Origin of the sequence: Mesorhizobium sp. B2-5-13, assembly GCF_006440535.1 — a bacterium.
Classification (GTDB): Bacteria; Pseudomonadota; Alphaproteobacteria; order Rhizobiales; family Rhizobiaceae; genus Mesorhizobium; species Mesorhizobium salmacidum.
The window spans coordinates 322,946-349,945 of the sequence record NZ_VFUI01000003.1 but is presented as its reverse complement, the minus strand read 5'-3'; the positions used below and the strand labels follow the sequence as shown (position 1 = coordinate 349,945).

Below are 27,000 nucleotides of genomic sequence, written 5' to 3'. Positions count from 1 at the left end.
TTAGCGCGCCTTGGCGGTCGCCAGCGCGCGCGCGAAGGCGGTGGCGAAGCTCTCGCGGGAATCGGGGTCGAGGAAGCCGCCGATCGGCACGTTCTGGCCCTGTGCTTCCACGATCATTCTGGTGATGCCGATCTCGGCGTGACGGGCGACCGAAAAACGCGCCCAGAAAGGGTTGAAGCGATGCGCTTCCGATTTTCCCGAGGGGGCCGTCTTGCGGATGTCGAGGCTGGTGCGCGAGACCGACACTTCCTCGCGGGCGCGTGCGGCCCGATAATTGACGCGGAAGGCGATATAGACGGCAATCACGTCGATGCCGAAGAAGCCGAACACCGGCCAGGCGCCGCGCGACAGGAAAAACGCACCCGTGACCAGCCAGCCGAACATCAGTGCGCCCATCAGGATCAGGAAGCCCGTCCGGCCCAGCGACCGGTGTGGGGTCAGCAATGCGTGAAGGAAGGGCTCATCAGCCTGAAACGAGGCGTTTGTGTCGCTCATGACAGGATATTATAGGAGGGAAATGGCCAGCCCCAAGTCCAAAGAATCTTCCATGCCCGAAAAAGAGCCGCCGTCCGGACGGCGCGACGGCTCCAAGGCCAAGCCGCGTCCACGGCCCGCGCGGCGGACTTCGCGCTACAGCCCGGCCGAAGTGCACGAGATATTCCGACGCTTTTCGGTGCAGCGGCCAGAGCCGAAGGGCGAGCTTGAACATGTCAGCCCCTTCACGCTGCTTGTGGCGGTGGTGCTGTCGGCGCAAGCGACCGATGCCGGCGTCAACAAGGCGACGCGGGCTTTGTTCAAAGCCGCCGATACGCCGCAAAAGATGCTGGCATTGGGTGAAGCCAGGGTCGGCGACTATATCAGGACCATCGGTCTCTGGCGCAACAAGGCCAAGAACGTCATCGCACTATCGGAGGCGTTGATCCGCGACCATGGCGGCGAGGTGCCCGATGACCGCGATGAGTTGGTCAAGCTGCCCGGTGTCGGGCGCAAGACCGCCAATGTCGTGCTCAACATGGCCTTCGGCCAGCATACGATGGCGGTCGACACCCACATCTTGCGCATCGGCAACCGGCTTGGCCTGGCGCCCGGCAAGACCCCGGAACAGGTCGAGCAGGGACTTCTGAAGATCATCCCGGACGAATATATGCGCCATGCGCATCACTGGCTGATCTTGCATGGCCGCTATGTCTGCAAGGCGCGCAAGCCGGATTGTCCGGCCTGCGTTATCGCAGATATCTGCAAGGCAGAGGTGAAGACGACCAGCATTCCGGCACCGCTGGTGCCGATCGCTCCGCTTGAAACGATTGCCGCCGACGATCAGTAGCCGTAGCCACGCGCCATCGCCGCGGCGAAAACCGGGATCAGCAGGAAAACGAACGCCTCGGCGCGGATATAGGTCTTCACCGAGGCCAGTTCGCCGACAGGCACCGCGAAGGCAGGATTGGCGCTCGCCTGCCGGCTCCAGGACATGAAACGCACGGTCGGGATGATCGACAGCAGGCCGACGGTGCCGAATGCCGCCATCTTGGCCCAGAACACCCAGTTGTAGACGTAGAACTCCCAACCCTTGAGCCCCCAGGCGACACGGCCGATGCCGACGATGATGATGAGCGCGGCGATGATGCCGTAGTGGCGGTCGATGCCGGCGAGCCGCTTGAGCGTCGCGACCGGCAGATCCCCACGGATCAGCACGAATTCGGCGCCGATGATCCCGGCTAGCGAGAACACCAGCAGATGGTGGATGATGGCGAGCACGAGGTCGGTGGTGTCCATGCGGATTTCCTTGGATCGGCGGCAGTGGCCGGGGCGTGAAAAATTGGGACGTGCTGAAACAGCCGGCGTCGAAAATAACACCGCCGCGCGAAAATCCCATAGCGCCCGGATGTCGTGAAGGCTGCCGGACGTTGCGCCTTGGATGATGGTTCCTGGTTCCTGGCTCTTGCACCGCGCCGGCGATTTGCTAACCGCAGGCCGTAACGCGAGACAAATCCAATGAACACGACGCAAGCGACCATCGCCCCGGTCATTGAGACCCCGCGAACCATCCTGCGGGCACACCGGCTCGGCGATTTCGATGCCTATGCCACGATGTGGGCCGACCCCGTCGTCACCCGTTTCATCGGCGGCAAGCCGCGCACGCGTGAGGAAAGCTGGATGCGCTTCCTGCGTCACGCCGGCCTGTGGTCGCTGCTCGGCTACGGCTTCTGGGCCATCGAGGAGAAAGCGACTGGCCGCTTCGTCGGTGAGGCCGGGTTCCACGATCTGAAGCGCGACATGGAGCCGTCGATCGAAGGTATCCCCGAGGCGGGGTGGGCGCTCGCTCCGGCCGCGCACGGCGCCGGCCTCGCCACGGAGATCGTCAGCCGCGTGCATGGCTGGGGCGACGAGACGTTCGGACGTGCCAGAACCGTCTGCATCATCGATCCCGAGAATACGGCTTCGTTGAACGTCGCCAGGAAGTGCGGCTATACCGAGCTGACGCAGACCCTCTATCACGACGCGCCTGCCATCCTGCTGGAGCGGCTGTCCTGAGCGGCGTCAGCGACTGGACATACCCGCTCTGCTAGCATCCATCATCAAGCGAGGGCCGGAGCCGGCATGATGGCGCCCGTCGCCAGCAATGACGAGGAGACCGGCCGCGCCAAGAACCGTCGGGTGGTTCTGGTCAAGTTGAACTAAGCGCTTTCGAGCGCTTCAAACTCTTTGTTGCGACGCAATACGGACAGGAAACCGCCCACACTTTTCCGCGCGAATGGCTGTGGGCCTTTAGCGGCCCGCCGGCACGGCCGCTTCCTGCAGATGAGGGCACGGATAATTGAGGCTTATGCCTGCTCGAGCGGCACGGGCTTGGGCAGCGCCAAGGTGTTCACCAGCGTCGAGAGATCGGGCTCGTCGATGAGCATCGCGGCCTCGGCCGGCGCCAGCCAAGCCCGCTGCCGCCGTTTGGCCTCCTGCCAGTCGGCAAGCTCTTCCGTCACTTCCAGCAGAAACACGATGACGTCAACGCGGACAAAGCGGTTGGCCAAGCGTTTCCAGTAGGAATAGGTGCCCACCGGCTGCTTCAGCGTTTTGCCAAGCACCCCGGCTTCCTCCAATGCCTCGATGGTGGCTGCCTTGTGCCCGCTCTTGCCTTTCATCGGCCACCCCTTGGGCACGATGAAGCGTCTCGTCGTTCTCGATGTGACCAGCATCACCTCGATACCGCCGCGCGGGTTCAGCCGAAAGGGAATGGCCGCCACCTGGCGGATCCTTTCGCCTTTCTTGGCCTGGCGCACGGCCTTTTTCTTGGTGGCTGCCATCTTGATAATCCAGTCGCTCCAATGCCCCTTAGCGTGATGCGACGCCTTTGCAAAATCCAAACTGCCGCAGGGGCACCTAAAGTGCCCTACCATGTAAGTCGGCTAAATAAAAGAAGATGCCCGTCGATCAGCGGCAGGTGCTGACGGCGGTGTTGCCGATTATCTGCGTCTGGCAGCTCGGCCTGACCTGCGGAACGACAGGCGGCGGCTGCTGGACGATAACGCGATCCTGGGCACGATACTGCTGTTGCTCTTGCTGAAATTGCTGCCGCTGAATCCGGCTCTGCAAGGCCTGCAGGTCATTCTGCTGGATGAGCACATTGTTTCTGGCCGCAGGATCGAGCACCTGCGCGGAAGCAGGCGATGCAAAGCCTACGGAAGCCGCCCCGGCCAGCACCGCCAGCACGAAACTCATAGGTGTACGACGCATGTACATCCGCTCATTCCTGCAAGAAAACCTCATCGCACCAGATATATAGGGTGTTTGTCCTGCGATGCCATGGCGGGAATACGACGTGGACCTCAACAACCTCGACGGCGAAGCTCCGCTGAACTTCCTGTCGATCGACAAGCTGTTCACCGAATATGCGGTGGCCAAGGGTTCGGCGACGGCTGATTCCGGCATCGAGGCGAAGACCTTGCATCCGGCAGTGGACTTCAATGTCCAGTTCAAGGTGGATAACGGCACCGATCTCGTTCTCTACGCCGACGATCCGACTTTCCTCGAACTGGCGCAGGATCCGGGTTCCGGCACTCACCGATCCGGGCGTGTTCCAGATGGCGCAGTGGCCGCTTTGCGGCTGCGGAGAATCTGCCCGGCTATCCGGCATTGCACTTGACGGAAGCGATCGATTCGCCGCTCTATCGGGTCGGCGCCGGCCTCGAGCCGAAAGGCGTCAATGCGTCGGCATGTCCGTCAGGTATAATGGCGCCTTCGGGGAAACGGTCAAACAGAATGCAGTCAGCGCGTCTCTCAAGGCCAGTTTCTAGACTGGCTCGAGGCGGAGCCGGGAGAGGTCTTGATGAGGAAATACGCGTATTTCGCAGCAGTGCTGGGTGCCGCCTGTATCGCCGGCCTGCCGGCCATGGCGGCGCAAGCCAAGAGCGACAAGGTGACGGCAACACCGCCCGCCGCAGTTGACGCGCCGCAGCTGCCCGGCGGTGCATCGGCCTTGTCCGAAACTCACGGCGACTGGACGGTCAATTGCCAGATATCGGGCACGAACAAGGTCTGCAGCCTGTCGCATCAGCAGTTCAACAAGCAAAGCAACCAGCGGCTGCTGGCGATCGAGCTGTCGAGCAAGACCGGCGAGGATGCGACCGGAACCCTTGCCCTGCCGTTCGGCCTGGCGCTTGCCAAGGGTGTCGCGCTGACCATAGACGACCAGAAGCTCGATGGCAGCCTGCCGTTCAACACCTGCCAGGTGGTCGGCTGCCTTGTGCCGGTGGCGTTCGATGCCAATGTCACGCCGCTGCTGAAGAACGGCACCACACTCAAGATTGACGCGTTCGCGGCCGATACCGGGCAAGTCGTAAGCTTTTCAATTCCGCTCAATGGCTTCGGCGGGGCGCTTGCCCGCACGGCTGAGCTTTTGGCCAACTGACGGCTTAGCGCACAGCACGCGACAGGATGTTGGCGGCTTCCGTCAACACTTGTCAGACGACGATCGTTTTCAACCGCTCGGCGATGAGCGCGGCGAGCCGCGCCGCCACCTCGTCCTTGGTCATCTCAGGCCATTCCTCGAGGCCGGTCCTAGACACGATCCGGACCCGGTTGCGATCGCCGCCCATCACGCCTGAAGGACCGATGCCGCTGGTCTGCGACACATCGTTGGCGACGATGAGATCGGCACCTTTCTTGCTGAGCTTGGCCTCGGCGTTGCGCAAGAGATCCTGCGTCTCGGCGGCAAAGCCGACGACCAGGCCGGGTCGCTGCTCGTGGTGACCGACACCGGCCAGGATGTCGGGGTTCTCGACCATGCGCAGCACCGGCGGGCCTTCGCCCGCGACCTTCTTGATCTTCTCACCGGCCGAATTCTCGGTGCGCCAGTCGGCAACGGCGGCGACGAATACCGCGGCGTCGGCAGGCAGAAGCTGTTCCACCGCGTCGCGCATTTCCTGCGCTCGCTCGACATGGATGGTTTTCACGCCGGCTGGGTCGGCAATGCTTACGGGACCGGAGACAAGTCGGACATCGGCGCCAAGCCTTGCCAATGCCGCGGCGATGGCATGGCCCTGCTTGCCGGACGACCGGTTGGCGATATAGCGCACGGGATCGATCGGCTCGTGCGTCGGGCCTGACGTGACGATGATCTTGCGCCCCGCCAGCGGTTTGGGCCCGGCATCGAGCAGCGCCTCGACCGCGGCGACGATCTCCAACGGTTCGGACATGCGGCCTTCGCCGGCCTCGTTGCTCTCGGCCATCTCACCCTTGGCGGGGCCGACGAAGGTGATGCCGTCCTTGCCTAAGGTGGCGCGGTTGCGGCGGGTGGCGGGATGCGACCACATCTTCGGGTTCATGGCCGGGGCCATCAGCACCGGCTTGTCGGTGGCGATGAGCACGGTCGAGGCCAGATCGTTGGCATGGCCATTGGCGAGCTTGGCCATCAGGTCGGCGGTTGCGGGCGCCACCACCAGGAGGTCCGCCTCGCGCGACAGCCTGATGTGGCCGACATCGTGTTCATCGTTGCGGTCGAACATGTCGGTGAAGACATGGTCGGCGGAGAGCGCCCCGACCGACAGCGTCGTCACGAATTCCTGCGCCGCCGACGTCATGACCACCCGCACCGCCGCACCACGCTCGCGCAGCCGGCGGATCAGATCGAGCGCCTTGTAGGCGGCGATGCCGCCGCCGATGATGAGCAGGATGCGCTTGTTGGAAAGTGTGCCTCGCGGCAAGCTCTTGACTGCCAAGGCCGACGCCACGGTCGGGGCGCCTTGCGAATTGGCCAGTTCAAGGAGGGCTTTCTCGATCTGATCGAGACGGCCAACCGGTCCGATCTGGCCGTCGACAGCGGCCCGCATCATCACCCGCGCCTGTTCTTCCATGGAGCGATCGTTTTCCGCCGCCAGCCGGCGCAGCAGTTCCTTGACCTCATCATCAAGGTTGCGGATCGTGATGCTGGCCATATGATTGCACTCTACTCATCTTGCCCGATAGCGATGATAGCAATGCAGTCAAATTGCCGCAAGCCGCAGGCCTCGGAGCGACCGGGGCCTAAAGAAGCTTCCAGGCGATATAGACCAGCGTCAGCGCTATCACCCACAGCGCCACACGGCCAGAACGGCTGTAGCGTGCCTCGGCCTTGCCGATGGCGCGGGCGGTCGCCTCATCGAAGCGCAGGCCGTGCTCGGCCATCAGGTCGATCTCTCGCGACAGCCGTTCCGTACGGGCCGCGAGTTCCGGCGCCTGGCGGATTAGCGCAAGCATCGCTTTGCCGCCGTCGCGCGCGTCGGCCAGCAAGCCGCGCGGCCCGAGGTTGCCGGCTATCCAGCCGCTGACTACCGGCTCGGCGGTCCTCCACATGTTGAAAGCCGGATCGAGCGTGCGCGCCACGCCCTCGACCACCACCATCGTTTTCTGCAGCAGGATCAATTCAGGCCGTGTCGCCATGTCGAAGAGTTCGGTCACCTCGAACAGCAGCGTCAAAAGCTTGGCCATAGAAATGGTTTCGGCCGGCTGGCCGTGGATCGGCTCGCCGATCGCACGGATCGCCTGCGCGAAGGCGGAGACGTTGTGCTGGCGCGGCACATAGCCGGCCTCGAAATGCACCTCGGCGACGCGCAGATAGTCGCGTGTGATGAAGCCGTAGAGGATCTCGGCGAGGAAGCGGCGCTCCTTCTTGCCGAGGCGTCCGGCAATGCCGAGATCGACGGCGACGATGGTGCCGTTTGCCTCGACGAACAAATTGCCCGGATGCATGTCGGCGTGGAAGAAGCCGTCGCGCAGCGTATGGCGCAGGAAGGACTGGATGAGATTGGCGGCGATCGCCTTCAGGTCATGGCCGGCGGCTTCGAGGCCGGCGAGGTCGTTCATCTTGACGCCGTCGACCCATTCCATGGTCAGCACGTCGCGACCGGTGCGTTCCCAGTCCACCGAAGGGACGCGAAAGCCAGGGTCTTCCCTGGTGCTTTGGCCAAGTTCCGAGAGCGCGGCCGCCTCGAGGCGCAGGTCCATCTCGATCCTGGTGGTCTGCGCCAGCGTCTCGGTTACTTCGACCGGCCTCAGCCGGCGCGAGGACCGTATGTATTTTTCCTGCAGGCGGGCGGCGAGGAAATAGCTTTCGAGGTCGTGGAAGAAGCGGCGGCGCACGCCCGGCCGGATGACCTTGACCGCTACCTTCCTGGCGACGCCGCCATCGACGGTTTCAGCGGCATGGACCTGAGCGATGGAGGCGGCGGCGACCGGGTCGCCGAATTGCTTGTAGAGATCGCCGAGCTTGCGCCCGAGCGAGGCTTCGATCGCCGCGACCGCCTCGGCCGTCGGGAAGGTGTGCATCTTGTCCTGCAGCATGGCGAGATCGAGCGCCATGTCGTTGCCGACGACATCGGGCCGCGTCGCCAGGAACTGGCCAAGCTTGACATAGGAAGGCCCGAGCCGGACCACTGCCTTGGCCAGCCGATCGCTACGCTCATAGGCAAGTGCGCGGCGGCGGGTGAACAGCCGCGCCAGCCGCCAGCCGAATTTCGGCAGGCCGGACAGTTCCTCGCCGGGCAAGGCAGCGACGACGCCCTCGCGCACCAGCACCCAACCGGCCCGTACGAGCCGGAACCCCGCGCTGACGGTGCTCATGGCCGCGTCCGCCCCACCGGTTCATTGAACTGGCGCAAGGCACGTCGCGTGTTGGAGATGGGCGACGACGTCAAAGCTTCCAGCCCGAATGCAGGGCCGCTATGCCGCCTGAATAGTTGCGGAAGGAGACGCGATCGAAGCCGGCGCGGGAAATCATCGCCGCGAAGTTTTGCTGATTGGGGAATTTCGCGATCGATTCGACCAGATAGGAGTAGGGCTCGCCGTCGCCGGTGACCAACTTGCCGATCCTGGGAATGGCATTGAACGACCAGGCTTCGTAGACCTTGTCGAGCAACGGCATCTCGACCTCGGAAAACTCCAGGCACAGGAAGCGGCCGCCGGGCTTCAGCACGCGGAATGCCTCGTCCAGGGCCACGTCGATATGCGGGACGTTGCGAATGCCGAACGCGATGGTGTACGCGTCGAAATTGGCATCAGGGAAGGGCAGTTCCTCGGCGTTGGCCTCGACGAAATCGGTGTTGCAGGACAGGCCTTTCTTTTCGGCCCTGTCACGGCCGACAGCGAGCATCGAGCCGTTGATGTCGAGCACGGTGGCATGGGCATGGCCATGGCTGGCATCGACGATGCGGAAGGCGATGTCGCCGGTGCCGCCGGCAACATCGAGCACACGCCAGCCCGAGCGCTTGGGCGGATTGAGCCAGGCGACCATGGCATCCTTCCACAGCCGGTGCAGGCCGCCTGACATCAGGTCGTTCATCAGGTCGTAGCGATTGGCGACCTTGCGGAAAACATCGTTGACCAGGGACTGCTTCTCGCCTTCCCCTACACGCTTGAAACCATATGAGGTTTCCATGCCGCCGGCGGCCGTGGTTCTCTCAACTGACATTTTTTTGATCCGTCATAAAACCGGCGGGACCATAGCCGATCGGTGATGCGGGCGCTATTGTTTAAGGCGCGGTGTTCAGCCGCGCTTCCAGGTGGTGGGTTTTCAAGACCTGGACTGACCGACGGGATGTTTGAATGCCTTTGAAAGCGGAACTGCACTGCCACATCGAAGGGGCAGCGGCGCCAGATCTCGTCATCCGCCAGGCGCAGAAATACGGCAAGGATACCTCGCCCTATATCCAGAACGGGTCCTTCGTCTGGCAGGATTTCACCTCCTTTCTCGCGGCTTACGATTTTTCCGCCGACCTGTTCCGGACCGAGGAGGATTACGCGCGGCTGGCCGACCATTATCTGACCAGCCTGGCCCGCGACGGGGCAATCTACTCCGAGGTGTTCACCTCGCCGGACCACGCGACGAAAGCCGGACTGTCGCCCAAGGCCTACACCGATGCGCTCGGCGAAGGCATGCTGCGCGCCAAGGCCAAGACCGGCATAGAGGGCCGCATGATCGTCACCGGCGTGCGCCATGTCGGCGTCGAATCGATCGAGCGGGCGGCACGCTTCGCGGCGCGCTGCGGCCATCCGCTGGTCGCCGGTTTCGGCGTCGCCGGCGACGAGCGCACGGGCGACATGGAAGACTATGTCAGGGCTTTCGAGATCGCGCGGGAGGCCGGGCTCGGCATCACCGTCCATGCCGGCGAACTGACGGGCTGGGAGACTGTCCAGGCGGCACTCGACCATATCCGCCCGTCGCGCATCGGACATGGCGTGCGCGCCATCGAAAATCCCGACCTTGTCCGGCGCATCGCTGACGAGGGCATCGTGCTGGAGTGCTGCCCCGGTTCCAACATCGCGCTCAAGGTCTTCGACAGTTTCGCCGACCATCCGTTCCCGGCCCTGCAGGCGGCGGGCTGCAAGGTGACGCTCAACTCTGACGACCCACCCTATTTCTGGACCTCGCTGAAGCGCGAATACGACATTGCGGCGGAGCATTTCGCGATGAATGAGAAAGCGCTCGCCGCGGTCACCAGGACGGCCATCGAGGCGGCTTTCGTCGACCGCAAGACCAAAGCGGCGCTTCTTGCCCGGCTGAACAGTGCCGCTCGCTGATTTCTTCCGACAAAGCTGTGGTCGATGCGGGCCAAGCGGTTCCTTGGCCGGTCCAATACCGCTAGGGTTCGCCCAAGCAGCTTGAAGCGCGACACGTCCGAAAGGGTCCATGCGCGCGGTTTCGGGCGACACCGCATCAGGAGAACATCATGAAGGGCGTCACCGTCGTCGACCATCCGCTTGTCCAGCACAAGCTGACCATCATGCGCAAGAAGGAGACCTCGACGGCCGGCTTCCGGCGGCTGCTGCGCGAGATTTCGCTGCTGCTCGGCTATGAGGTCACCCGCAATCTCGAACTGACGACGACAACGATCGAAACGCCCATGGAGACGATGGAAGCTCCGACGCTGGAGGGCAAGAAACTGGTCTTCGCCTCGGTCCTGCGCGCCGGCAACGGCTTGCTCGAAGGCCTGCTCGACCTGGTGCCGGCGGCCCGCGTCGCCCATGTCGGCCTCTACCGCGATCACGAGACGCTGGAGGCTGTCGAGTATTTCTTCAAGGCGCCGAGCGACCTCGCCGACCGGCTGGTCATCGTCGTCGACCCGATGCTGGCGACAGCCAATTCGGCGATCGCGGCGATCGACAAGTTGAAAGAGCGCGGCGCCACCAATATCCGCTTCCTGTGCCTGCTGGCGGCGCCCGAAGGCATCGAGCGCTTTACCAAGGCGCACCCGGATGTTCCGGTCTTCACCGCGTCCATCGATCGCCAGCTCAACGAGAAGGGCTACATCATGCCTGGCCTCGGCGACGCCGGCGACCGCATGTACGGGACGAAATAGGCTGTCTGATCGTCTCAGGTCTATAGAACGTCCCCGTACCGGCGAATTGAGCAGTAGTTCTCTGGCATCCAAGGTATTTTCGCGTGTTACCCATACTCCGATTCTTGCCTCGATTAAGGCGCCCCACGAAAGACACAAGGCGGACCTTCATCAGTGGGACGGGGAGGGCTGGAACCACTTATCTTGTCGAGCTGCTAACAGAGCTTGGTCTGGATACCGGCGAATGGTCGGCGACAGATTATTCTCCGAAAGCCCGAGCCGGCCTGGAAAGAGGGATCTTTGATCCGTGTGGCCCGAGAATAATCAAGAGTCCATTTCTATGTGAGAATGTGGACGCGGTCTTGGCTGCTGGCATTAAGATAGATCACGTCGTCATTCCGGTCCGACGGTTTGAGGATGCCGCGGCCAGTCGAGCTTACGTGCAGGAAATAACAACTGGCTCGCCAGACGGCTCCCCGGTTGCGGGAGGACTGTGGGAGACGGACCATGCGGATGAACAGATTGGCGTTTTGTATCGCAAGTTCGCAAATCTGATTGAATCATTGTCAAGAAACGACATTCCAATGACGCTAATCTCCTTCCCACGTAGCGCAACGGATCCCCAATACCTATTTGGCAAACTGTCGTCTCTAATGCCAGGCGTTAGCGAATCCATGTTTCAGCAGGCGTTTTCACGAATAGCGAAGCCGTCATTGATCCATAAATTCGCATAGGCCAGGAGCAACACTACTGATACAGGCTGGCGATTCCCCTGCCCGATACGGTTCGTTTACGAAAACCTGCGGTTTCGGCCCTCGTTAAAAAAGCAAACACCATAACGCGGTAAGTGTCGACTTCACCAAGGCCGATCCATGCTGCGCAAGCTTCTCATTCTCAGCGTCTTTGCCGGTGCGTCGGCATCGATCCCGGTTGTCTACCAGTCAAATCCGCGAGTATTCGAAGACCTGCTGAAATCGGCGGTGACGGCCAAGCCTGGGGCCGAGACGCAACCCGAGGCCAGTCTGGCGTCTGTTCCCGACAAGCCGGTGGCGCCGCTGCCAACCGGCCGCAAGGTCGTGGTTGCGGCTGACGGGCGTGGACACTTCTCGTCCACCTTCAAGCTCAACGGCCGTCAGGTCGACGGCATGATCGACACCGGCGCGACGCTGGTGGCGGTCAATACGTCGACGGCGCGCAGGATCGGGCTGTCGCTCAATCCTTCCGATTTCAGTCATGAGGTCAGCACCGCCAACGGCGTTATCAAGGCCGCGGTGGTGATGATCGACCGCCTGCAGATCGGCAGCATCAGCGTCGACGGTGTGCAGGCGATCGTGCTCGACGACAAGGCACTGCGCACCAACCTGATCGGCATGAGTTTTCTCAACCGGCTCGGCAAGTATCAGGCCGAGAACGGCACATTGCTGCTGGTTCAGTAGGGTCCACTCAGTCGCGCGGCAGAATCCGCCGAATGACCGACTTGTCGGCGACCGGCTTCGAAGCACCGATCGCATAGGCTGAAAGCACGGCCGCGGCAGCCGCCTCGGCATCGGACGGCGAGCGGGCGTGGATTAGCGCCAGCGCATCTCCGGCGTTTACTTCCGCGCCTATGGGCAGCAGTCTGGTGATGCCGACCGCGGGGTCGACCTTGTCGTCGGGCCGTGTGCGCCCGCCGCCCAGCCCGACCACCGCGAGGCCGATGTCGCGGGTGGCTATGCCGGTAACGAAACCGTCCGTCGTCGCCTTGACCGCGAATTCCGTTGCCGCCCCGGGCAGGTATTTTTCCGGCTTTTCGATGAAATCCGCAGGGCCGCCAAGCACGGTCACCATGCGCGCGAAGGTGACGGCGGCGCGGCCGCTGGCGAGCGTCTCGGTGGCGCGGCGCATCCCGTCCTGGTTGGACGATACCAACCTTGCCGACTGCAGCATTTCAGCGGCAAGCGCAAGCGTCACGTTCTCCAGCCGCCGGTCGCGCAAGCGGCCGGTCAGGAAATCGACGGCGTTGCGCACCTCGACGGCATTGCCGGCGGCCGAGGCCAGCGGTTCGTTCATGCCGGTGATCAGCGCCGAGACCTTCAGCCCGGCGCCGCTGGCGACCTCGACCAGACTGTTGGCGAGCGCGGTCGCATCGCGGGATTTCTCCATGAAGGCGCCATTGCCGACCTTGATGTCTAGCACCAGCGATTGCAGGCCTGCCGCGAGCTTCTTCGACAGGATCGATGCGGTGATCAGCGGCACCGATTCCACGGTTCCGGTGACGTCGCGGATGGCGTAAAGCCGGCGATCGGCAGGTGCCAGATCGGCGGTCTGGCCGATGATGGCGCAGCCTGTTTCCAGCACCGCCTTGCGGAACAGCGCGATGTCGGGCTGGCTGATGTAGCCGGGAATGGCATCCATCTTGTCCAGCGTGCCGCCGGTATGGCCGAGACCTCGGCCCGAGATCATCGGCACATAGGCACCGCAGGCGGCAACGATCGGCGCCAGCATCAGCGAGACATTATCGCCGACACCGCCCGTCGAATGTTTGTCGGTGACGGGGCCCGGCAAATCCGACCAGTCGAGCACGTCGCCGGAATCGCGCATGGCAAGCGTCATCGCCACGGCCTCGTCGCGGCTCATACCGTTAAAGAATACCGCCATGGCGAAGGCCGCGACCTGGCCGTCGGTTACAGTGCCCGACGTCACGCCGTCGATGAAGGCGGCGATTTCGTGAGGCGCCAGCCTATGGCCGTCGCGCTTGTGACGGATGATTTCCTGCGGAAGCATCAGCTCTCCAGCAGCCCGTCACGGAACACGCGCTGCAGCACCGTTGCCAGCCGCGAACCGCCAACCGGCGCCATGTCCTTGGTTTCCTGGTGCGAAAGCTCGGCGCCGGTCATGCCGGCGGCCAGGTTGGTGATGACCGAGCAGGCGGCGACGCGCAGGCCGAGGAAGCGGGCGAGAATGACTTCCGGCACGGTCGACATGCCGACGGCGTTGGCGCCCATGATGCGCGCCATGCGGATTTCGGCTGGCGTCTCGAAGCAGGGGCCTGAGAACCACATATAGACGCCCTTGTGCAGCGCTGTGCCGGTCGCCTTCGCCGCGCGTTCGATCGCGTCGCGCATGCCGGCATCATAAGCTTCGGTGAGGCCGACGAAACGGCGGTCGCTCGGCTCGCCGATCAGCGGACTGGTGCCCGAGAAGTTGATGTGGTCGGTGAGCAGCATCACCGAGCCCGGCGGCATATCCGGATCGACCGAGCCGGCTGCGTTGGTGAGGATCAGTTTCGTGATGCCGATGCCGGCAAGCACTTCCAGCACCGGCCGCATCGCCGCCGCAACGCCATGCTCGTAATAGTGGGCGCGGCCGGACAGCATCAGCACCGGAACGCCGGCAAACAGCCCGGCCACCACTTCGCCGGCATGGCCGCTGACACCGCTCCGGGGAAAGCCGGGCAGGTCGGCATAGGAGACGCGGATGGGATTCTCGATCCGGTCGACCAGGCCGCCCAGGCCCGAACCCAGCACCAGCGCGGTCGACGGCGCCAGGCCGTCGAGCCTTTCGATAAGATGGTCCAGCGCCTTTTCCGTCATCTCGGCCTACGCGTCATTTGATCCAGCTTTTCATTTTGAGCAAGCTTGTCATTTGAGAATATCGCCGCGAAAACCATAGGGCAGCATGTCGCCCATCGTGACTGTTTCTGCGACGCCCGTAGCATCGCACAGATAGAGCTTCGTTTCCGGACGGCAGAATTCGGCCAGCCGCTGGCGGCAGCCGCCACAAGGCGAGCATTTGGCCATGCGTTCGGCGAGGACGGCGATTTCCACGATCTTGCCACCGCCGCCCATTATGTAGTGGCCAAGCGCAGTGGTCTCGGCGCACCAGCCTTCCGGATAGGAGGCGACCTCGACGTTGGCGCCGGTGAAGATGCGTCCGTCCTCGGTGCGCAAGGCGGCACCCACCGGGAATTTCGAGTAGGGCGCATAGGCCTTGGCCATGGCGGACTTGGCCGCTTCGAACAGATCATGCGACATTCAGTTGTTCTCTCCGATGATCGTGTCCAAAACCCGATGCTTCGTCCGCCGAACTGTCGACCCTTAGCGTTCCTTGACATAAGGCACGCCGCCGGCACGCGGCGGGATGGCCTTGCCAATGAAGCCGGCGAGCAGGATGACGGTCAGCACATAAGGCAGGGCCTGCATGAACTGCACCGACACCTTGCCGACAATGGGCAGCGGTGTCCCCTGCAGGCGGATCGACGCCGCGTCGAGGAAACCGAACAGCAAGCAGGCGAACATGGCGTTGACCGGCTTCCATTTGGCGAAGATCAGCGCGGCCAGCGCGATGTAGCCCTTGCCGGCGGTCATGTCCTTCACGAAGCCACCATTCTGCACCATCGACAGATAGGCGCCGGCGACGCCGGTGAGGATGCCGGTGCAGATCAGCGCGCGGTAGCGCAGCCACGCGACCGAGATGCCGGCGGTGTCGACCGCGGCCGGATTTTCGCCGACCGCGCGCAGCCGGAGACCGAAGCGCGTGCGAAACAGCACCCACCAGGTGAACGGCACCATCGCAAAGGCGAAATAGACGAGGATCGAATGGCCGGAGATCAGTTCGGCATAGATCGGACCGATGACAGGCACGTCCCTGGCCGCGTCGGCGCCAGGCCAGATGATCGCCTCGAACCGCTCGCCCGGTTGCAGCGCCGGCGTGCGGCCACCCTGCTGGAACCAGGCCTGGCCAAGGATGATGGTCGATCCGGCGGCGACGAAGTTGATCGCCACGCCTGAAACGATCTGGTTGCCGCGATGGGTGATCGAGGCAAAGCCGTGCACCAGTGCGAAGGCGACAGAGATCAGGATCGCCATGCCGAGACCGATGAGCGCCGAATGGAACACGGAAGCCGCGGCAGCACCCGCGAAGGCGCCGACCAGCATCTTGCCTTCGAGGCCGATGTCGAAAATGCCGGCCCGCTCAGAGTAGAGGCCGGCGAGGCAGGCAAGCAGCAGCGGCACCGACAGGCGGATGGTTGAGTCCAGCACCTGGATGATTGCGTTGAAGATATCCATTTCAGGCACCCTTCCCGGTGACCGCCTGCATGCCCACTGATTTCGGGCTGAACGAAGCGAACAGAGCCTGGATATAGGGCCTGAACATGTGCTCCAGGGCGCCGGCGAAGAGGATGACCAACCCTTGAATGATGACGATCATGTCGCGGCTGATCGCCGGCATCTCGAAGGCGAGTTCGGCACCGCCCTGGTAGAGCATGCCGAACAGGATCGCCGCCAGCACGATGCCGACCGGATGCAGGCGGCCCATCAGCGCCACGGCGATACCGACGAAACCGGCGCCCGAAACAAAGTCGATCGCGACATTGTGCTGGTCGCCCATCACCGGATTGAGCGCCATCATGCCGGCCAGCGCGCCCGAGATCATCATCGCGGTAATGATGATGCGGGTTTCCGAAATGCCGGCATAGCGAGCCGCCTTCGGGCTGTGGCCATAGGTGCGCATCTCGTAGCCGAGCCTGGTGCGCCAGATCAGCAGCCAGACCAGGAAGGCCATCACCAGCGCCAGCAGGAAGCAGACATTGAGCGGCGCCGAGCGGATCTTGGCGCCGAACAGTTCGATGATCCAGTTTAGCTTCGGCAGTTCCGCGCCGGCGAGGAAGTTACGCGTCTGTGGCGCCTGCGAGCCCGCCGGCTTCAACGGACCGACCAGCAGGTAGACCATGATCGATGCGGCGATGAAGTTGAACATGATCGTCGTGATGACGATGTGCGAGCCGCGCCTGGCCTGCAGGTAGGCGGGGATCAGCGCCCACAATGCGCCCACAAGCGCCGAAGCGACGATGGCCAGCGGAAATGTCAGCCACCAGGGCAGCGTGCTATCGAAGGAAAGACAGACAATGGCGATGCCGAGGCCGGCGATGTAGGCCTGTCCCTCGGTGCCGATGTTGAACAGGCCGCAATGCGCCGCCACCGCCACCGAAAGCCCGGTGAATATGAAGGTCGTGGCATAGAACAGGGTGAAGGCGATGCCTGTGCCCTTGCCGAAGGCGCCTTCGACCAGGATGACGGCGGCGCGGAGCGGGTTTTCGCCGACCAGCATGACGACGAAACCGGCGACGATGAAGGCGACCGACAGGTTGATCAGCGGGATCAACCCATAGTCAGCCCAGGCCGGCAGTTTGGCGTAAGGGGTGCTCATTGCGCGGCCTCCTGATGTTCGACACCGGCCATCAGCAAGCCAAGCTCGCCTTCGGTCGCGTCGGGGCCGCGCTCGCCGACGATGCGGCCGGCAAACATCACCAGGATGCGGTCGGAAAGCGAACGGATCTCGTCGAGCTCGACCGAGACCACCAGCACCGCCTTGCCCTGGTCGCGCATGGCGATTAGGCGCTTGTGGATGAATTCGATGGCGCCGACATCGACGCCGCGCGTCGGCTGGCCGACGATCAGCACGCCCGGGTCCTGTTCGATTTCCCGTGCGAGCACGATCTTCTGTTGGTTGCCGCCGGAGAAATTGGCGGTCTTCAGGCGCGGATTGCCGGGACGGATGTCGTATTTCTCGATCTTGTCCCTGGCATCGGCCATGATGGCATCGATGTTGAGGAACGGTCCTTTGAGGTAGCGGGGATCGTCATGGTAGCCGAGGATGGAATTCTCGTTCTCCTCGAAGGCCAGCACCAGCCCGACATGATGGCGGTCTTCCGGCACGTGGGCGAGGCCGCGGTCGCGCAATTCGCCGGGATCGGCCTTGCCGGTGAGATCGATCGGCTTGCCCTCGAGCATCACGGAACCGGAAACGGCATGCCTGATGCCGGAAATCGCCTCGAGCAGTTCGGATTGGCCGTTGCCGGCGACGCCGGCGATGCCGACGATCTCGCCGGCGCGCAAATCGAAGGAGACGTCGTCGACCATGGTGACGCCGCGGGAATCCCTGACCGTCAGGTTCTTGACCACGAGCTTGACGGCACCGGCCTCGGCCTCGCCCTTTTCGACCCTCAGCAGCACGCGCCGCCCGACCATCAGTTCCGCCAGTTCCTCGACAGTGGTTTTCCTGGTCTCCCTGGTCGCCACCATCGTGCCCTGACGCATCACCGACACGGTGTCGGTGATGGCCATGATCTCGCGCAGCTTGTGGGTGATCAGCACCACCGTCTTTCCCTGTTCCTTCAATTGCCGGAGGATGCGGAACAGGTGGTCGGCCTCGGCCGGCGTCAAAACGCCCGTCGGTTCGTCGAGGATCAGGATTTCGGCGCCGCGATAAAGCGCCTTCAGGATTTCGACACGCTGCTGCAGGCCGACCGGCAGTTCCTCGATGATCGCATCGGGATCGACTTCCAGCCCGTATTCGCGCTCCAGCCGGTCAAGCTCGGAGCGCGCCTTGGCGATGCTGCTCTTCAGAAGCGCATCGGTTTCGGCGCCGAGGATGATGTTCTCCAGCACCGAGAAATTGTCGACCAGCATAAAATGCTGGTGCACCATGCCGATGCCGAGCGCGATCGCGTCGTTGGGTGTCTTGATCGACGCCGGCTGGCCGCCGACACGAATCTCCCCGCTATCGGCCTGGTAGAAACCATAGAGGATCGACATCAGCGTCGACTTGCCGGCGCCGTTCTCGCCGACGATGCCGTGGATGGTGCCGCGCGCGATCTCCAGATTGATGTCGCGGTTGGCGCGCACCGCGCCAAAACTCTTGTTGATGCCGATCAGTTCGATTGCGGCTTGCGCCATGCAGCCCGTCCCACTCTTATTTTTTATCGCTTGGTCAAGACGCCTAGCATGACGCTCCGCCCGTGCCAATTGTCCGGAGCAGCCTCCACTCTCGACAAATCCCCGCGCGCTTGTCAATTTCGAACGTGGCCGAAGCTCTCGCATTCGCTAATATGCAGAGGTCGATTTGACATTGCGGCGCAAGGTGTCGCGTACAAAACTGAGGACTTTGCATGATCATGCCCACTGACCGGCTGACGACACTGGAAATCCGCGCCGCCGAGCAGGAAAAAACCATCGAGGAACTGTCGGGCCAGATCGCCGAGCAGTGGAAGGTGATCGAACGCATGCAGCGCAAGCTCGATGCGCTGACCGACCGCTTCCTGGCGCTCGAAGAGCAGGCGGCACCGGACGTGCCAGTGACCAAACCGCCACACTGGTGAGGAAAAGGGGAGGGTCCTGGCCATGGCCGGTGAAAGCGACCGCATCGCAAGGGCCGGCGACTATGTGCTCGGCCTAATGAACGATGCCGAGCGCGAGCGGGCCGAGCGCGATCTCGAGATCGATCCTGCCTTCCGCGACGCGGTGGTGCAGCTCGCCGAACGCATGCATGTTTTCGATCGCACCGAAAAACCAGCAGGCGCCAATCATTGGGCGCTGGTTGCGCAACGCCTCGCCGAATTGCCGCAAATGCGCAGCGTTGGCCTGGGCGGCAACGATGCCAGGTCGCCGACAGTGATCCGAAGCCTGTCCCGGCCACCACACGGCGTCGGCGTGCACGCGCCTGGCGGCCGGCGTGGGTACGTCATTGCCATCGGGCTGATAGTGGTCTTCGCGCTCGGTTACTTGGCCGGCAAGCTATAGGCCGATGCAAAACCGCCGGGCATTGCCCGGCGGTTCCAGTCATTGCCGTATGGCGCCGCCGATCAATAGGGGCAGGCGTTGTCGGCGGTGTAGTCGTGGACCTTGACCGTGCCGGCGATGATGTCGGCCTTGGCCTTTTCGACCGCCGCCTTCATCTCGGCCGTTACCAGCGCCTTGTTGTTGTCGTCCATGGCGTAGTCGACGCCACCTTCCTTGAGGCCGAGATTCTCGACGCCACCCTTGAAGGTGCCGTTCTTGCCGTCCATGAAGGCGGTGTAGACGGCAACGTCAACGCGCTTCAGCATCGAGGTCAGCACCTTGCCGGGCTGCAGGCCGTTCTGGTTGGAATCGACACCAATGCCGAGCTTGCCGGCATCGGCCGCTGCCTGCAGCACGCCGACGCCGGTGCCACCGGCGGCCGCGTATACAACGTCGGCGCCCTGGTCGATCTGGGTCTTGGCGATCTCGCCGCCCTTGGCCGGATCGTTCCACGCCGCCGGCGTGTCACCAGTCATGTTCTGGATGACGTCGGTCGCGCCGGCCGACTTGGCGCCGCCGACATAGCCGCATTCGAACTTGCGGATCAGCGGGATGTCCATGCCGCCGACGAAGGCAACCTTCTTCGACTTCGACGCCATCGCCGCCATGATGCCGACGAGATAGGAACCTTCATTCTCCTTGAACACCAGCGAGCGGACATTGGGCAGGTCGACGGCATCGTCGATGATGGCGAAGTTGAGGTCCGGGTATTCGGCCGCGACCTTCTTCAGCGCATCCTCCCAGGCAAAGCCGGCCATGACGATCGGGTTGTGGCCGTCCTCGGCGAAGCGGCGCAGCGCCTGCTCGCGCTGCGAGGCGTTCGACACTTCGAACTCGACATAAGGGGTGCCGGTCTCGGTCTTGAACTTCTCGGCGCCGTGATAGGCAGCCTCGTTGAAGGATTTGTCGAATTTGCCGCCCAGATCGTAAAGGATGGCCGGCTGGACATCCGCGGCGAAAGCCGGAAGAACCATTGCGGTTGCGGCCAGGAGGCCGAGAACGATACGTTTCATGTGATCCACACCCTGTCGGTTATTTTTTCCGTTACGCACCGCCTGCCTGCCCGGTTCTCCGGCCGGCAAACGACGTCAGCCAGGAGTGTATTCCCCTCCCGCTCCCGGGCAATCTGGCACGGCCCGAAACAAAATTCACGCGGAATTTTGACCTTTTGGAAAAGCGTGCCGCGGGCAAGCCACAGCGATCTGACCTTGTGTGCAAGCCGTGAGGAGGCGGCCGGAATGGTGCAGGCGATGGGTCAGTTCGCCGCGAATTGTCCCGTGCGCCGCTGCCGCCGGTAGCCGATTGCGTAAAGCAGGAAGGCCAGCACCGCGAATACGGCAAAGCCCGGCTGGTTGAGCACCCAGGCGATGACGCCATCCCACAGCAGCGGACTGGCCTTGGTGCGGACGAAGCTTTCGAAGGCGGCCCGCGTGTCCGGCGAGACGGCCAGCCAGCTCGCGTTGAGGGGGGTCAGCACAAGGGCAGAAGCCGCCACCGTGCGCGTCGTGTCGAGCACCGCCATGATGACGGAAACCGACAGCGCGACCATGGCTGCAAGACGAAAGACGAAGCGAAACATCAAGGCTCTCCCCCGGTCCCTCCTGGACGCCAACCAGGAGACCTCCGGCACATGTCCCGAAACCAGAAATAGAATGCGTGCGGCTTGTCCGCAATCGGGATACGCGAATTTGAAGCCCCGCGCTTGCTGAACCCTATGCGGCCGGCTCGCGCCGGCGGCGGTGAACGAGCAAGACGGCAAGAATGCCCCCGGCAATGGCGCCGACCACCAGCCCGGCCAAGCCGATGAAGGCGGCAAAGTAGCCGCAGCCGCCCTCGAAGCAACTGACCTCGGCGACATCGGCGATCACCGAGCCAGCCAGGAAGCCGCCAACGGCGCCGATGACCGCGCCCAGGATGATGCCGAGCAAGGCAGCGACGATGGAAACGAAGACCGATGGCGCTTCGGCTTGCTGCCTGGCATAGACGCCTTCGACGCCGGAGCCGCGGCGCAGCAGATAGATGCAGAGCAGGCCGATGGCGATTTCGGCGCCGCCTATGAGCAAGCTCCTGGCGGAGAAGACGAAATCGGGCACGGCAAGCACATAAGCCAGCCTCGCCAGCACCCAGACGATGGTCGTCACCTGCCAGATGATGAAGTGGCGCGGGAAACGCGCCGAGCGGCCAAAGGCAAGGCCGAGAAGGTAGAGTCCCCACAGAATGGTGATGATGTCGACGGCAAGCCCGCCGAGGAGGAAATAGAAGATCCTGTCCGGCAGGCCGGAATTGCCGGTCAGCCACCAGGCCGAGGCCAGGCCGTAGACCGACCAAGCCATGACGAAGATGAGCCAGCCCACCGGCACGTAGGACAGCCCGCTGTCCGGGTGCCCTGTCGGCGCCTGTCCAATGTCCGGCGTTCCGCCCGGTTTTTCACTGCTTGAAGACATCTCCGGACGATGCCCCCCCGCAAAGCCTCCGCTTCACTCGACAGGTGGGCCGCGGCGAAGTCAAGCGCGGCCGGCCCTACGGCCATGGCTGTGCACATCATTCGGGCGGTGGCGGCTTGAAAAACGGGTGCGACGCAGCTTGGCGAAGCTGTGTGTGGCCGGCAAAGCGAATAGACCGCCGTTATGGCTTGGCATTCGGCGCGGGATCGACTAGATGAGCCCCGCGCCTGTTGCTTTGACGGCTCAGGTGCGAAGGGAAGGTGTTCGCTGGTTGGCGGCACCCACGGCGCTGATATCGCGTACCGGCCTCCCTGAAGGGACTGCATTGTCCCCAACCCGCGCGGCGAAACCGGCCAACGCGAAAAATGCAAGGACGGAGAGGTGGCCGAGTGGTTGAAGGCGCACGCCTGGAAAGTGTGTTTACGGGAGACCGTAACGCGGGTTCGAATCCCGCTCTCTCCGCCATAACCACTTGATTTCCTGAATAATTTGAAAATTTTCAAACCTTGCCCGCCAAGAAGCCCTGTCATTGGAAATGCCATTGGATGCGACTGCGTGCAACAGCATCCTACAGCGCGTCACTGCGTTAGGCCGCAATTCCCGCCTGGCGTTGGCTTGGGATGGTCCTTTGCCGCTTTCACAATACGCCGCCTGATAGTCGGTGCCACCTCCAAACCGTGGCTCGCTGGTAGTCGTCGAAGGCGACCCTCTATCGCCGGTGGCCCGCCGCGTACCCCGAAACCTTTATAAGCTTCCTATTTCTTTGCCCTCCGTCCCGTCTCGAACCTTTATGGCGATCGGGTCCATATAACACGCCGACAGAAGCTTTGAATGCCATCGCCATCGAGGCGGCGAACAAGCGCGAGCGGTTTTTGGCCTCTTCGATTGTGGCCGAAAGACAGTGAAAGCAAGGAAGGCAATCATGGACGTCATTGTTCTCGGGATCGGGGTTTTGTTCTTCGCCCTGTCCCTCGTCTACGTCAAAGCCTGCGACAGAATCTGAGCGGAAGGGTCGAATCATGCTTTTCGATTACATCCTCGGTGGTGGCGTGACCTTGTTCCTGCTCGCCTACCTCACCTACGCGCTCATTCGTCCAGAACGCTTCTGAAGGCACGGAAAGCCACGGCCATGACAATCAACGGATGGATACAGATCCTCCTCTATTGCGGGATCCTCGTTTTGCTGGTGAAGCCGCTCGGCTTCTACATGCACCGCGTCTTCAAAGGCGATCGCACGCCGCTTTCGCCGATCTTCCGCCCGGTCGAACAGGGGCTCTACCGCATTTGCGGAACCAGCGAGCGCGAGGAACAGCACTGGGCCAGCTATGCGGTGGCGATGCTGCTGTTCAACCTGGCAGGCTTCCTGGTGCTCTATATGCTGCAGCGCCTGCAGGGCGGCCTGCCTTACAATCCGGCAGGCATGAGCGCGGTCGACCCGGCGCTCGCCTTCAACACTGCCGCCAGCTTCATGACCAACACCAACTGGCAGAACTACGGCGGCGAAAGCACGATGTCCTACCTCGTGCAGATGGCTGGCCTGACTGTCCAGAATTTCGTTTCGGCCGCCACAGGCATTGCCATTGCGATCGCGCTGATCCGCGGCTTCGCCCGCGCTTCCGGAAGATCGATCGGCAATTTCTGGGTCGATATGACGCGCGCCACGCTCTATGTGCTTTTGCCGCTCTGCGTCGTGCTCACCTTGGTCTATGTCTGGCTCGGCATGCCCCAGACGCTCGGGCCTTACGTCAACGCCACCACGCTGGAGGGCGCCAGGCAGACGATCGCGCTCGGCCCGGTCGCCTCGCAGGTCGCCATCAAGATGCTCGGCACCAATGGCGGCGGGTTCTTCAATGCCAACGCGGCACATCCATTCGAAAACCCCGATGCCATCTCCAACCTGATCCAGATGCTGTCGATCTTCGTCGTCGGCGCTGCCTTGACCAACGTCTTCGGCCGCATGGTCGGCAACCAGCGTCAGGGCTGGGCGATCCTGGCCGCCATGGGCGTGCTGTTCATCGCCGGCGTCGCCGTCTGCTATTGGGCGGAGGCCGCGGGCAATCCGCTGGTGCATGCGCTCGGCATCGACGGCGGTAACATGGAAGGCAAGGAGACCCGTTTCGGCATCGCGCTCTCGGCTTTGTTCGCCGTCATCACCACGGCCGCTTCCTGCGGCGCCGTCAACGCCATGCATGACAGCTTCACCGCGCTCGGCGGCATGGTTCCGCTGATCAACATGCAACTCGGCGAGGTCATCGTCGGCGGCGTCGGCGCCGGCTTCTACGGCATGCTGATGTTCATCCTGATCGCCGTCTTCGTCGCCGGCCTGATGGTCGGCCGCACGCCGGAATATCTCGGCAAGAAGATCGAGGCCAAGGAGGTCAAGATGGCGATGCTGGCCATCCTGTGCCTGCCGCTGGCGATGCTGGTTTTCACCGCCATCGCGGTGGTGCTGCCGAGCGCCGTCGCGTCGATCGCCAATGGAGGGCCGCACGGCTTCTCCGAAATCCTCTACGCCTACACCTCGGCGGCGGCGAACAACGGTTCGGCCTTCGGCGGCCTCAGCGGCAACACGCCGTGGTACAACATCACGCTCGGCATCGGCATGCTGATGGGCCGTTTCCTGGTCGTCATACCGGTGCTCGCCATCGCCGGCGCGCTGGCGGCGAAGAAGACCGTGCCCGCCTCGGCCGGCACCTTCCCGACCGACGGCCCGCTGTTCGTCGGGCTGCTGGTCGGCGTCATCGTCATCGTCGGCGGCCTGACCTTCTTCCCGGCGCTCGCCGTCGGACCTGTTGTCGAGCACCTGGCAACGATTCATGGACAAACATTCTGAGGCAGACATGTCCTGGTTCAGCAACAAGCGCCGCAATGCCAGGCATCGGGCCGATCAGGGGAAGGAGGGAATGCCGCCTCCTTTCCCGACCCTGTCGACATTTCTTGGGCTTGCCGCCGCCATGATCGCGCTCTGGCTGCTGGCCTACGGGCTTCCTCATCTCCTTCCGGCATCCGACCAATCGGTGCCGCACATCAATACTGAAGCCGGAGCTTCAAAATGAGCCAGTCAAAATCGGCCAGCATCATGGATGCCGGCATCCTGTGGCCCGCCATCGGCGGTGCCTTCCGCAAACTCGATCCGCGCACGCTGGCCCGCAATCCAGTCATGTTCGTCGTCGCCGTCGTGTCGGCGCTGACATCGGTGCTGTTCGTCAAGGACCTCGTCACCGGTGGCGGCGATCTGCGCTTCACGCTGCAGATCATCATCTGGCTGTGGTTCACGGTGCTGTTTGCCAATTTCGCCGAAGCCGTCGCCGAGGGGCGCGGCAAGGCGCAGGCGGATTCGCTGCGCAAGGCGCGCACAGAAACCCAGGCCAAGCTTTTGACGGGCGAGGATCGCACCAAGTTCAAGCTGGTGCCCGGCACCGGTTTGAAGGTCGGCGACATCGTCCTCGTCGAGGCCGGCGACATTATCCCGTCCGACGGCGAGGTGGTGGAAGGCGTCGCCTCGGTCAACGAGGCGGCGATAACGGGCGAGTCCGCGCCGGTCATCCGCGAATCCGGCGGCGACCGCTCGGCGGTCACCGGCGGCACGCAGGTGCTCTCCGACTGGATCCGCGTGCGCATCACCGCCGCCGCCGGCCATACTTTCCTCGATCGCATGATCTCGCTGGTCGAAGGCGCCGAGCGCCAGAAGACGCCGAACGAAATCGCGCTCAACATCCTGCTCGTCGGCATGACGCTGATCTTCGTGCTGGCCACCGCGACCATCCCGAGCTTTGCCTCCTACTCAGGCGGCTATATCTCGGTGACCGTGCTCGTCGCGCTGTTCGTGACCCTTATCCCGACCACGATCGGCGCGCTGCTGTCGGCCATCGGCATTGCCGGCATGGACCGCCTGGTGCGCTTCAATGTGCTGGCCATGTCGGGCCGCGCCGTCGAAGCCGCCGGCGACGTCGACACGCTGCTGCTCGACAAGACCGGCACCATCACGCTCGGCAATCGCCAGGCGACCGAGTTCCGCCCGGTCAGGGGTGTCAGCGAGCAGGAACTGGCCGACGCGGCACAGCTTGCCTCGCTCGCCGACGAGACGCCGGAAGGCCGCTCGATCGTGGTGCTAGCCAAGGAGAAATATGCCATCCGTGCCCGCGACATGGCGACATTATACGCCACGTTCGTGCCCTTCACGGCACAGACCCGCATGAGCGGCGTCGACGTAGACGGCTCTTCGGTGCGCAAGGGCGCGGTCGATTCGATTCTGACCTATGTCAGCCAGCCGACATCAGCCACACACGGCACACGGCCGGGAAGCGATACCGTGCGCGACCTGCAGGCGATCGCCGACGAGATCGCCAAATCGGGCGGCACGCCGCTGGCGGTCGAGAGGGACGGGCGGCTGCTCGGCGTCGTCCACCTCAAGGACATCGTCAAAGGGGGTATCCGCGAGCGCTTCGCCGAACTGCGCAGCATGGGCATCCGCACGGTGATGATCACGGGCGACAATCCGATGACGGCGGCAGCCATCGCGGCGGAAGCCGGCGTCGACGACTTCCTTGCCCAGGCAACGCCCGAGGACAAGCTGAAGCTGATCCGCGACGAACAGGCCAAGGGCAAGCTGGTCGCCATGTGCGGCGACGGCACCAACGACGCGCCAGCCCTTGCGCAGGCCGATGTCGGCGTGGCCATGAACACCGGCACGGTCGCCGCCCGCGAGGCCGGCAACATGGTCGACCTCGACAGTGATCCGACCAAGCTCATCGAGATCGTCGAGATCGGCAAGGCGCTGTTGATGACGCGCGGATCGCTGACCACCTTCTCGATCGCCAATGACGTCGCCAAGTACTTCGCCATCATTCCGGCCATGTTCGCCGTCTTCTACATCGCGCCAGGCCAAACGACGGGCCCGTTGCAGGCGCTCAACATCATGCACCTTGCGACACCGCAGAGCGCCATCCTGTCGGCCATCATCTTCAACGCGCTGATCATCATCGCGCTGATCCCGCTGTCGCTGCGCGGCGTGAAATACCGGGCGATCGGCGCCGGTGCGCTGCTCAGCCGCAACCTTCTCGTCTACGGCCTCGGCGGCATCGTCGTGCCGTTCGTCGGCATCAAGATAATCGACATGGCCATCACGGCCCTCGGCCTTGCATAAGGATC

29 protein-coding genes and 1 tRNA gene are annotated in these 27,000 nt (G+C 63.3%); 14 read left to right on the top strand and 16 right to left on the bottom strand.

Going from position 1 to position 27,000, the window contains the following annotated elements:
• Positions 1–495, bottom strand: a complete 495-nt coding sequence (locus tag FJ434_RS07800) for a DUF2244 domain-containing protein (protein WP_140745235.1) — start codon at positions 493–495, stop codon at positions 1–3.
• A 22-nt stretch (positions 496–517) separates the two neighbouring features.
• Here FJ434_RS07800 and nth point away from each other — a divergent pair, with 22 nt between their 5' ends.
• Positions 518–1,324: an endonuclease III gene (nth, locus tag FJ434_RS07795; protein ID WP_140745237.1), complete on the top strand. Its 807-nt coding sequence runs from the start codon at positions 518–520 to the stop codon at positions 1,322–1,324.
• Here nth and FJ434_RS07790 read toward each other — a convergent pair.
• The gene (locus FJ434_RS07790) at positions 1,318–1,773 is read right to left on the bottom strand and encodes a DUF2214 family protein (protein ID WP_140502953.1); all 456 of its coding nucleotides are present in this window, start codon (positions 1,771–1,773) and stop codon (positions 1,318–1,320) included. The genes nth and FJ434_RS07790 overlap by 7 nt on opposite strands.
• A gap of 219 nt (positions 1,774–1,992) precedes the next feature.
• Between FJ434_RS07790 and FJ434_RS07785 the strand changes: the two genes are divergently transcribed.
• On the top strand, positions 1,993–2,532 hold the full coding sequence (locus FJ434_RS07785) for a GNAT family N-acetyltransferase (protein WP_140745239.1): 540 nt from the start codon (positions 1,993–1,995) through the stop codon (positions 2,530–2,532).
• 290 nt (positions 2,533–2,822) lie between these two features.
• On the opposite strand, the gene FJ434_RS07780 is transcribed toward FJ434_RS07785, so the two are convergent.
• On the bottom strand, positions 2,823–3,299 hold the full coding sequence (locus FJ434_RS07780) for an NUDIX hydrolase (protein WP_140745241.1): 477 nt from the start codon (positions 3,297–3,299) through the stop codon (positions 2,823–2,825).
• 127 nt (positions 3,300–3,426) lie between these two features.
• Entirely contained in the window at positions 3,427–3,729 is a 303-nt protein-coding gene (locus FJ434_RS07775; RefSeq protein ID WP_246676034.1) for a hypothetical protein, read from the bottom strand.
• 85 nt (positions 3,730–3,814) lie between these two features.
• Between FJ434_RS07775 and FJ434_RS07770 the strand changes: the two genes are divergently transcribed.
• Together FJ434_RS07770 and FJ434_RS07765 are read left to right on the top strand one after the other, a co-directional pair.
• Positions 3,815–4,138, top strand: a complete 324-nt coding sequence (locus FJ434_RS07770) for a hypothetical protein (RefSeq protein WP_246672610.1) — start codon at positions 3,815–3,817, stop codon at positions 4,136–4,138.
• A gap of 183 nt (positions 4,139–4,321) precedes the next feature.
• Positions 4,322–4,903: an invasion associated locus B family protein gene (locus tag FJ434_RS07765; protein ID WP_140712010.1), complete on the top strand. Its 582-nt coding sequence runs from the start codon at positions 4,322–4,324 to the stop codon at positions 4,901–4,903.
• Positions 4,904–4,955: 52 nt separating this feature from the next.
• On the opposite strand, the gene coaBC is transcribed toward FJ434_RS07765, so the two are convergent.
• From coaBC to ubiE, 3 genes are all read right to left on the bottom strand, one after another.
• Complete coding sequence (gene coaBC / locus FJ434_RS07760; protein WP_210242170.1) at positions 4,956–6,428, bottom strand: bifunctional phosphopantothenoylcysteine decarboxylase/phosphopantothenate--cysteine ligase CoaBC; 1,473 nt, start codon at positions 6,426–6,428, stop codon at positions 4,956–4,958.
• A gap of 88 nt (positions 6,429–6,516) precedes the next feature.
• Positions 6,517–8,091 carry a 2-polyprenylphenol 6-hydroxylase gene (gene ubiB, locus FJ434_RS07755; RefSeq protein ID WP_140745245.1) on the bottom strand — a complete coding sequence of 525 codons (1,575 nt, stop codon included), beginning with the start codon at positions 8,089–8,091 and terminating at the stop codon, positions 6,517–6,519.
• Between the two features lie 70 nt (positions 8,092–8,161).
• The gene (gene ubiE, locus FJ434_RS07750) at positions 8,162–8,938 is read right to left on the bottom strand and encodes a bifunctional demethylmenaquinone methyltransferase/2-methoxy-6-polyprenyl-1,4-benzoquinol methylase UbiE (RefSeq protein ID WP_140745248.1); all 777 of its coding nucleotides are present in this window, start codon (positions 8,936–8,938) and stop codon (positions 8,162–8,164) included.
• A gap of 134 nt (positions 8,939–9,072) precedes the next feature.
• Between ubiE and FJ434_RS07745 the strand changes: the two genes are divergently transcribed.
• From FJ434_RS07745 to FJ434_RS07735, 3 genes are all read left to right on the top strand, one after another.
• Positions 9,073–10,047, top strand: coding sequence for an adenosine deaminase (locus FJ434_RS07745; RefSeq protein WP_140502939.1), 975 nt, complete (start codon positions 9,073–9,075; stop codon positions 10,045–10,047).
• 149 nt (positions 10,048–10,196) lie between these two features.
• Positions 10,197–10,826: a uracil phosphoribosyltransferase gene (upp, locus tag FJ434_RS07740; protein WP_015315749.1), complete on the top strand. Its 630-nt coding sequence runs from the start codon at positions 10,197–10,199 to the stop codon at positions 10,824–10,826.
• A gap of 851 nt (positions 10,827–11,677) precedes the next feature.
• Positions 11,678–12,241, top strand: a complete 564-nt coding sequence (locus FJ434_RS07735) for a TIGR02281 family clan AA aspartic protease (RefSeq protein WP_140502937.1) — start codon at positions 11,678–11,680, stop codon at positions 12,239–12,241.
• Between the two features lie 7 nt (positions 12,242–12,248).
• Here the strand turns inward: FJ434_RS07735 and deoA are convergent, their stop codons facing one another.
• The 6 genes from deoA to FJ434_RS07705 all read right to left on the bottom strand — a co-directional run bounded on the left by deoA (position 12,249) and on the right by FJ434_RS07705 (position 18,523).
• A complete protein-coding gene (gene deoA, locus FJ434_RS07730; RefSeq protein WP_140502935.1) occupies positions 12,249–13,568 on the bottom strand; it encodes a thymidine phosphorylase in 1,320 nt (439 codons plus the stop codon).
• Positions 13,568–14,377, bottom strand: coding sequence for a purine-nucleoside phosphorylase (locus tag FJ434_RS07725; RefSeq protein WP_140745250.1), 810 nt, complete (start codon positions 14,375–14,377; stop codon positions 13,568–13,570). The genes deoA and FJ434_RS07725 overlap by 1 nt, the downstream gene beginning before the upstream one ends.
• 48 nt (positions 14,378–14,425) lie before the next feature.
• On the bottom strand, positions 14,426–14,818 hold the full coding sequence (gene cdd, locus FJ434_RS07720) for a cytidine deaminase (protein ID WP_140502931.1): 393 nt from the start codon (positions 14,816–14,818) through the stop codon (positions 14,426–14,428).
• A gap of 63 nt (positions 14,819–14,881) precedes the next feature.
• Complete coding sequence (locus tag FJ434_RS07715; protein WP_140502929.1) at positions 14,882–15,853, bottom strand: ABC transporter permease; 972 nt, start codon at positions 15,851–15,853, stop codon at positions 14,882–14,884.
• Between the two features lies 1 nt (position 15,854).
• Entirely contained in the window at positions 15,855–16,994 is a 1,140-nt protein-coding gene (locus tag FJ434_RS07710; protein WP_140502927.1) for an ABC transporter permease, read from the bottom strand.
• Complete coding sequence (locus FJ434_RS07705) at positions 16,991–18,523, bottom strand: ABC transporter ATP-binding protein (protein WP_140745252.1); 1,533 nt, start codon at positions 18,521–18,523, stop codon at positions 16,991–16,993. Before FJ434_RS07705 ends, FJ434_RS07710 begins: the two co-directional genes overlap by 4 nt.
• Before the next feature lie 215 nt (positions 18,524–18,738).
• On the opposite strand from FJ434_RS07705, the gene FJ434_RS07700 reads away from it, so the two are divergent.
• Complete coding sequence (locus tag FJ434_RS07700) at positions 18,739–18,945, top strand: SlyX family protein (RefSeq protein ID WP_181165827.1); 207 nt, start codon at positions 18,739–18,741, stop codon at positions 18,943–18,945.
• Positions 18,946–18,967: 22 nt separating this feature from the next.
• Positions 18,968–19,366: a hypothetical protein gene (locus tag FJ434_RS07695; protein WP_140745255.1), complete on the top strand. Its 399-nt coding sequence runs from the start codon at positions 18,968–18,970 to the stop codon at positions 19,364–19,366.
• 62 nt (positions 19,367–19,428) lie between these two features.
• Here the strand turns inward: FJ434_RS07695 and FJ434_RS07690 are convergent, their stop codons facing one another.
• The 3 genes from FJ434_RS07690 to FJ434_RS07680 all read right to left on the bottom strand — a co-directional run bounded on the left by FJ434_RS07690 (position 19,429) and on the right by FJ434_RS07680 (position 21,849).
• Complete coding sequence (locus FJ434_RS07690) at positions 19,429–20,418, bottom strand: BMP family ABC transporter substrate-binding protein (RefSeq protein ID WP_140502920.1); 990 nt, start codon at positions 20,416–20,418, stop codon at positions 19,429–19,431.
• A gap of 242 nt (positions 20,419–20,660) precedes the next feature.
• Positions 20,661–20,984, bottom strand: coding sequence for a hypothetical protein (locus FJ434_RS07685; protein ID WP_140745256.1), 324 nt, complete (start codon positions 20,982–20,984; stop codon positions 20,661–20,663).
• A 133-nt stretch (positions 20,985–21,117) separates the two neighbouring features.
• A complete protein-coding gene (locus FJ434_RS07680) occupies positions 21,118–21,849 on the bottom strand; it encodes a DUF2569 domain-containing protein (protein ID WP_246678244.1) in 732 nt (243 codons plus the stop codon).
• A 375-nt stretch (positions 21,850–22,224) separates the two neighbouring features.
• Here FJ434_RS07680 and FJ434_RS07675 point away from each other — a divergent pair.
• The 5 genes from FJ434_RS07675 (at position 22,225) to kdpB (ending at position 26,995) form a co-directional block, all read left to right on the top strand.
• Positions 22,225–22,314: transfer RNA gene (locus tag FJ434_RS07675), tRNA-Ser, on the top strand.
• Positions 22,315–22,868: 554 nt separating this feature from the next.
• Positions 22,869–22,958, top strand: a complete 90-nt coding sequence (gene kdpF / locus FJ434_RS07670) for a K(+)-transporting ATPase subunit F (RefSeq protein ID WP_032919213.1) — start codon at positions 22,869–22,871, stop codon at positions 22,956–22,958.
• 20 nt (positions 22,959–22,978) lie between these two features.
• The gene (kdpA, locus tag FJ434_RS07665) at positions 22,979–24,682 is read left to right on the top strand and encodes a potassium-transporting ATPase subunit KdpA (protein ID WP_140745258.1); all 1,704 of its coding nucleotides are present in this window, start codon (positions 22,979–22,981) and stop codon (positions 24,680–24,682) included.
• Positions 24,666–24,905 (top strand): hypothetical protein, encoded by a 240-nt coding sequence (locus FJ434_RS07660; protein WP_246679053.1) that lies wholly within the window; start codon positions 24,666–24,668, stop codon positions 24,903–24,905. The genes kdpA and FJ434_RS07660 overlap by 17 nt, the downstream gene beginning before the upstream one ends.
• Positions 24,902–26,995: a potassium-transporting ATPase subunit KdpB gene (kdpB, locus tag FJ434_RS07655; RefSeq protein ID WP_140711986.1), complete on the top strand. Its 2,094-nt coding sequence runs from the start codon at positions 24,902–24,904 to the stop codon at positions 26,993–26,995. Before FJ434_RS07660 ends, kdpB begins: the two co-directional genes overlap by 4 nt.
• Positions 26,996–27,000 lie beyond the last annotated feature (5 nt).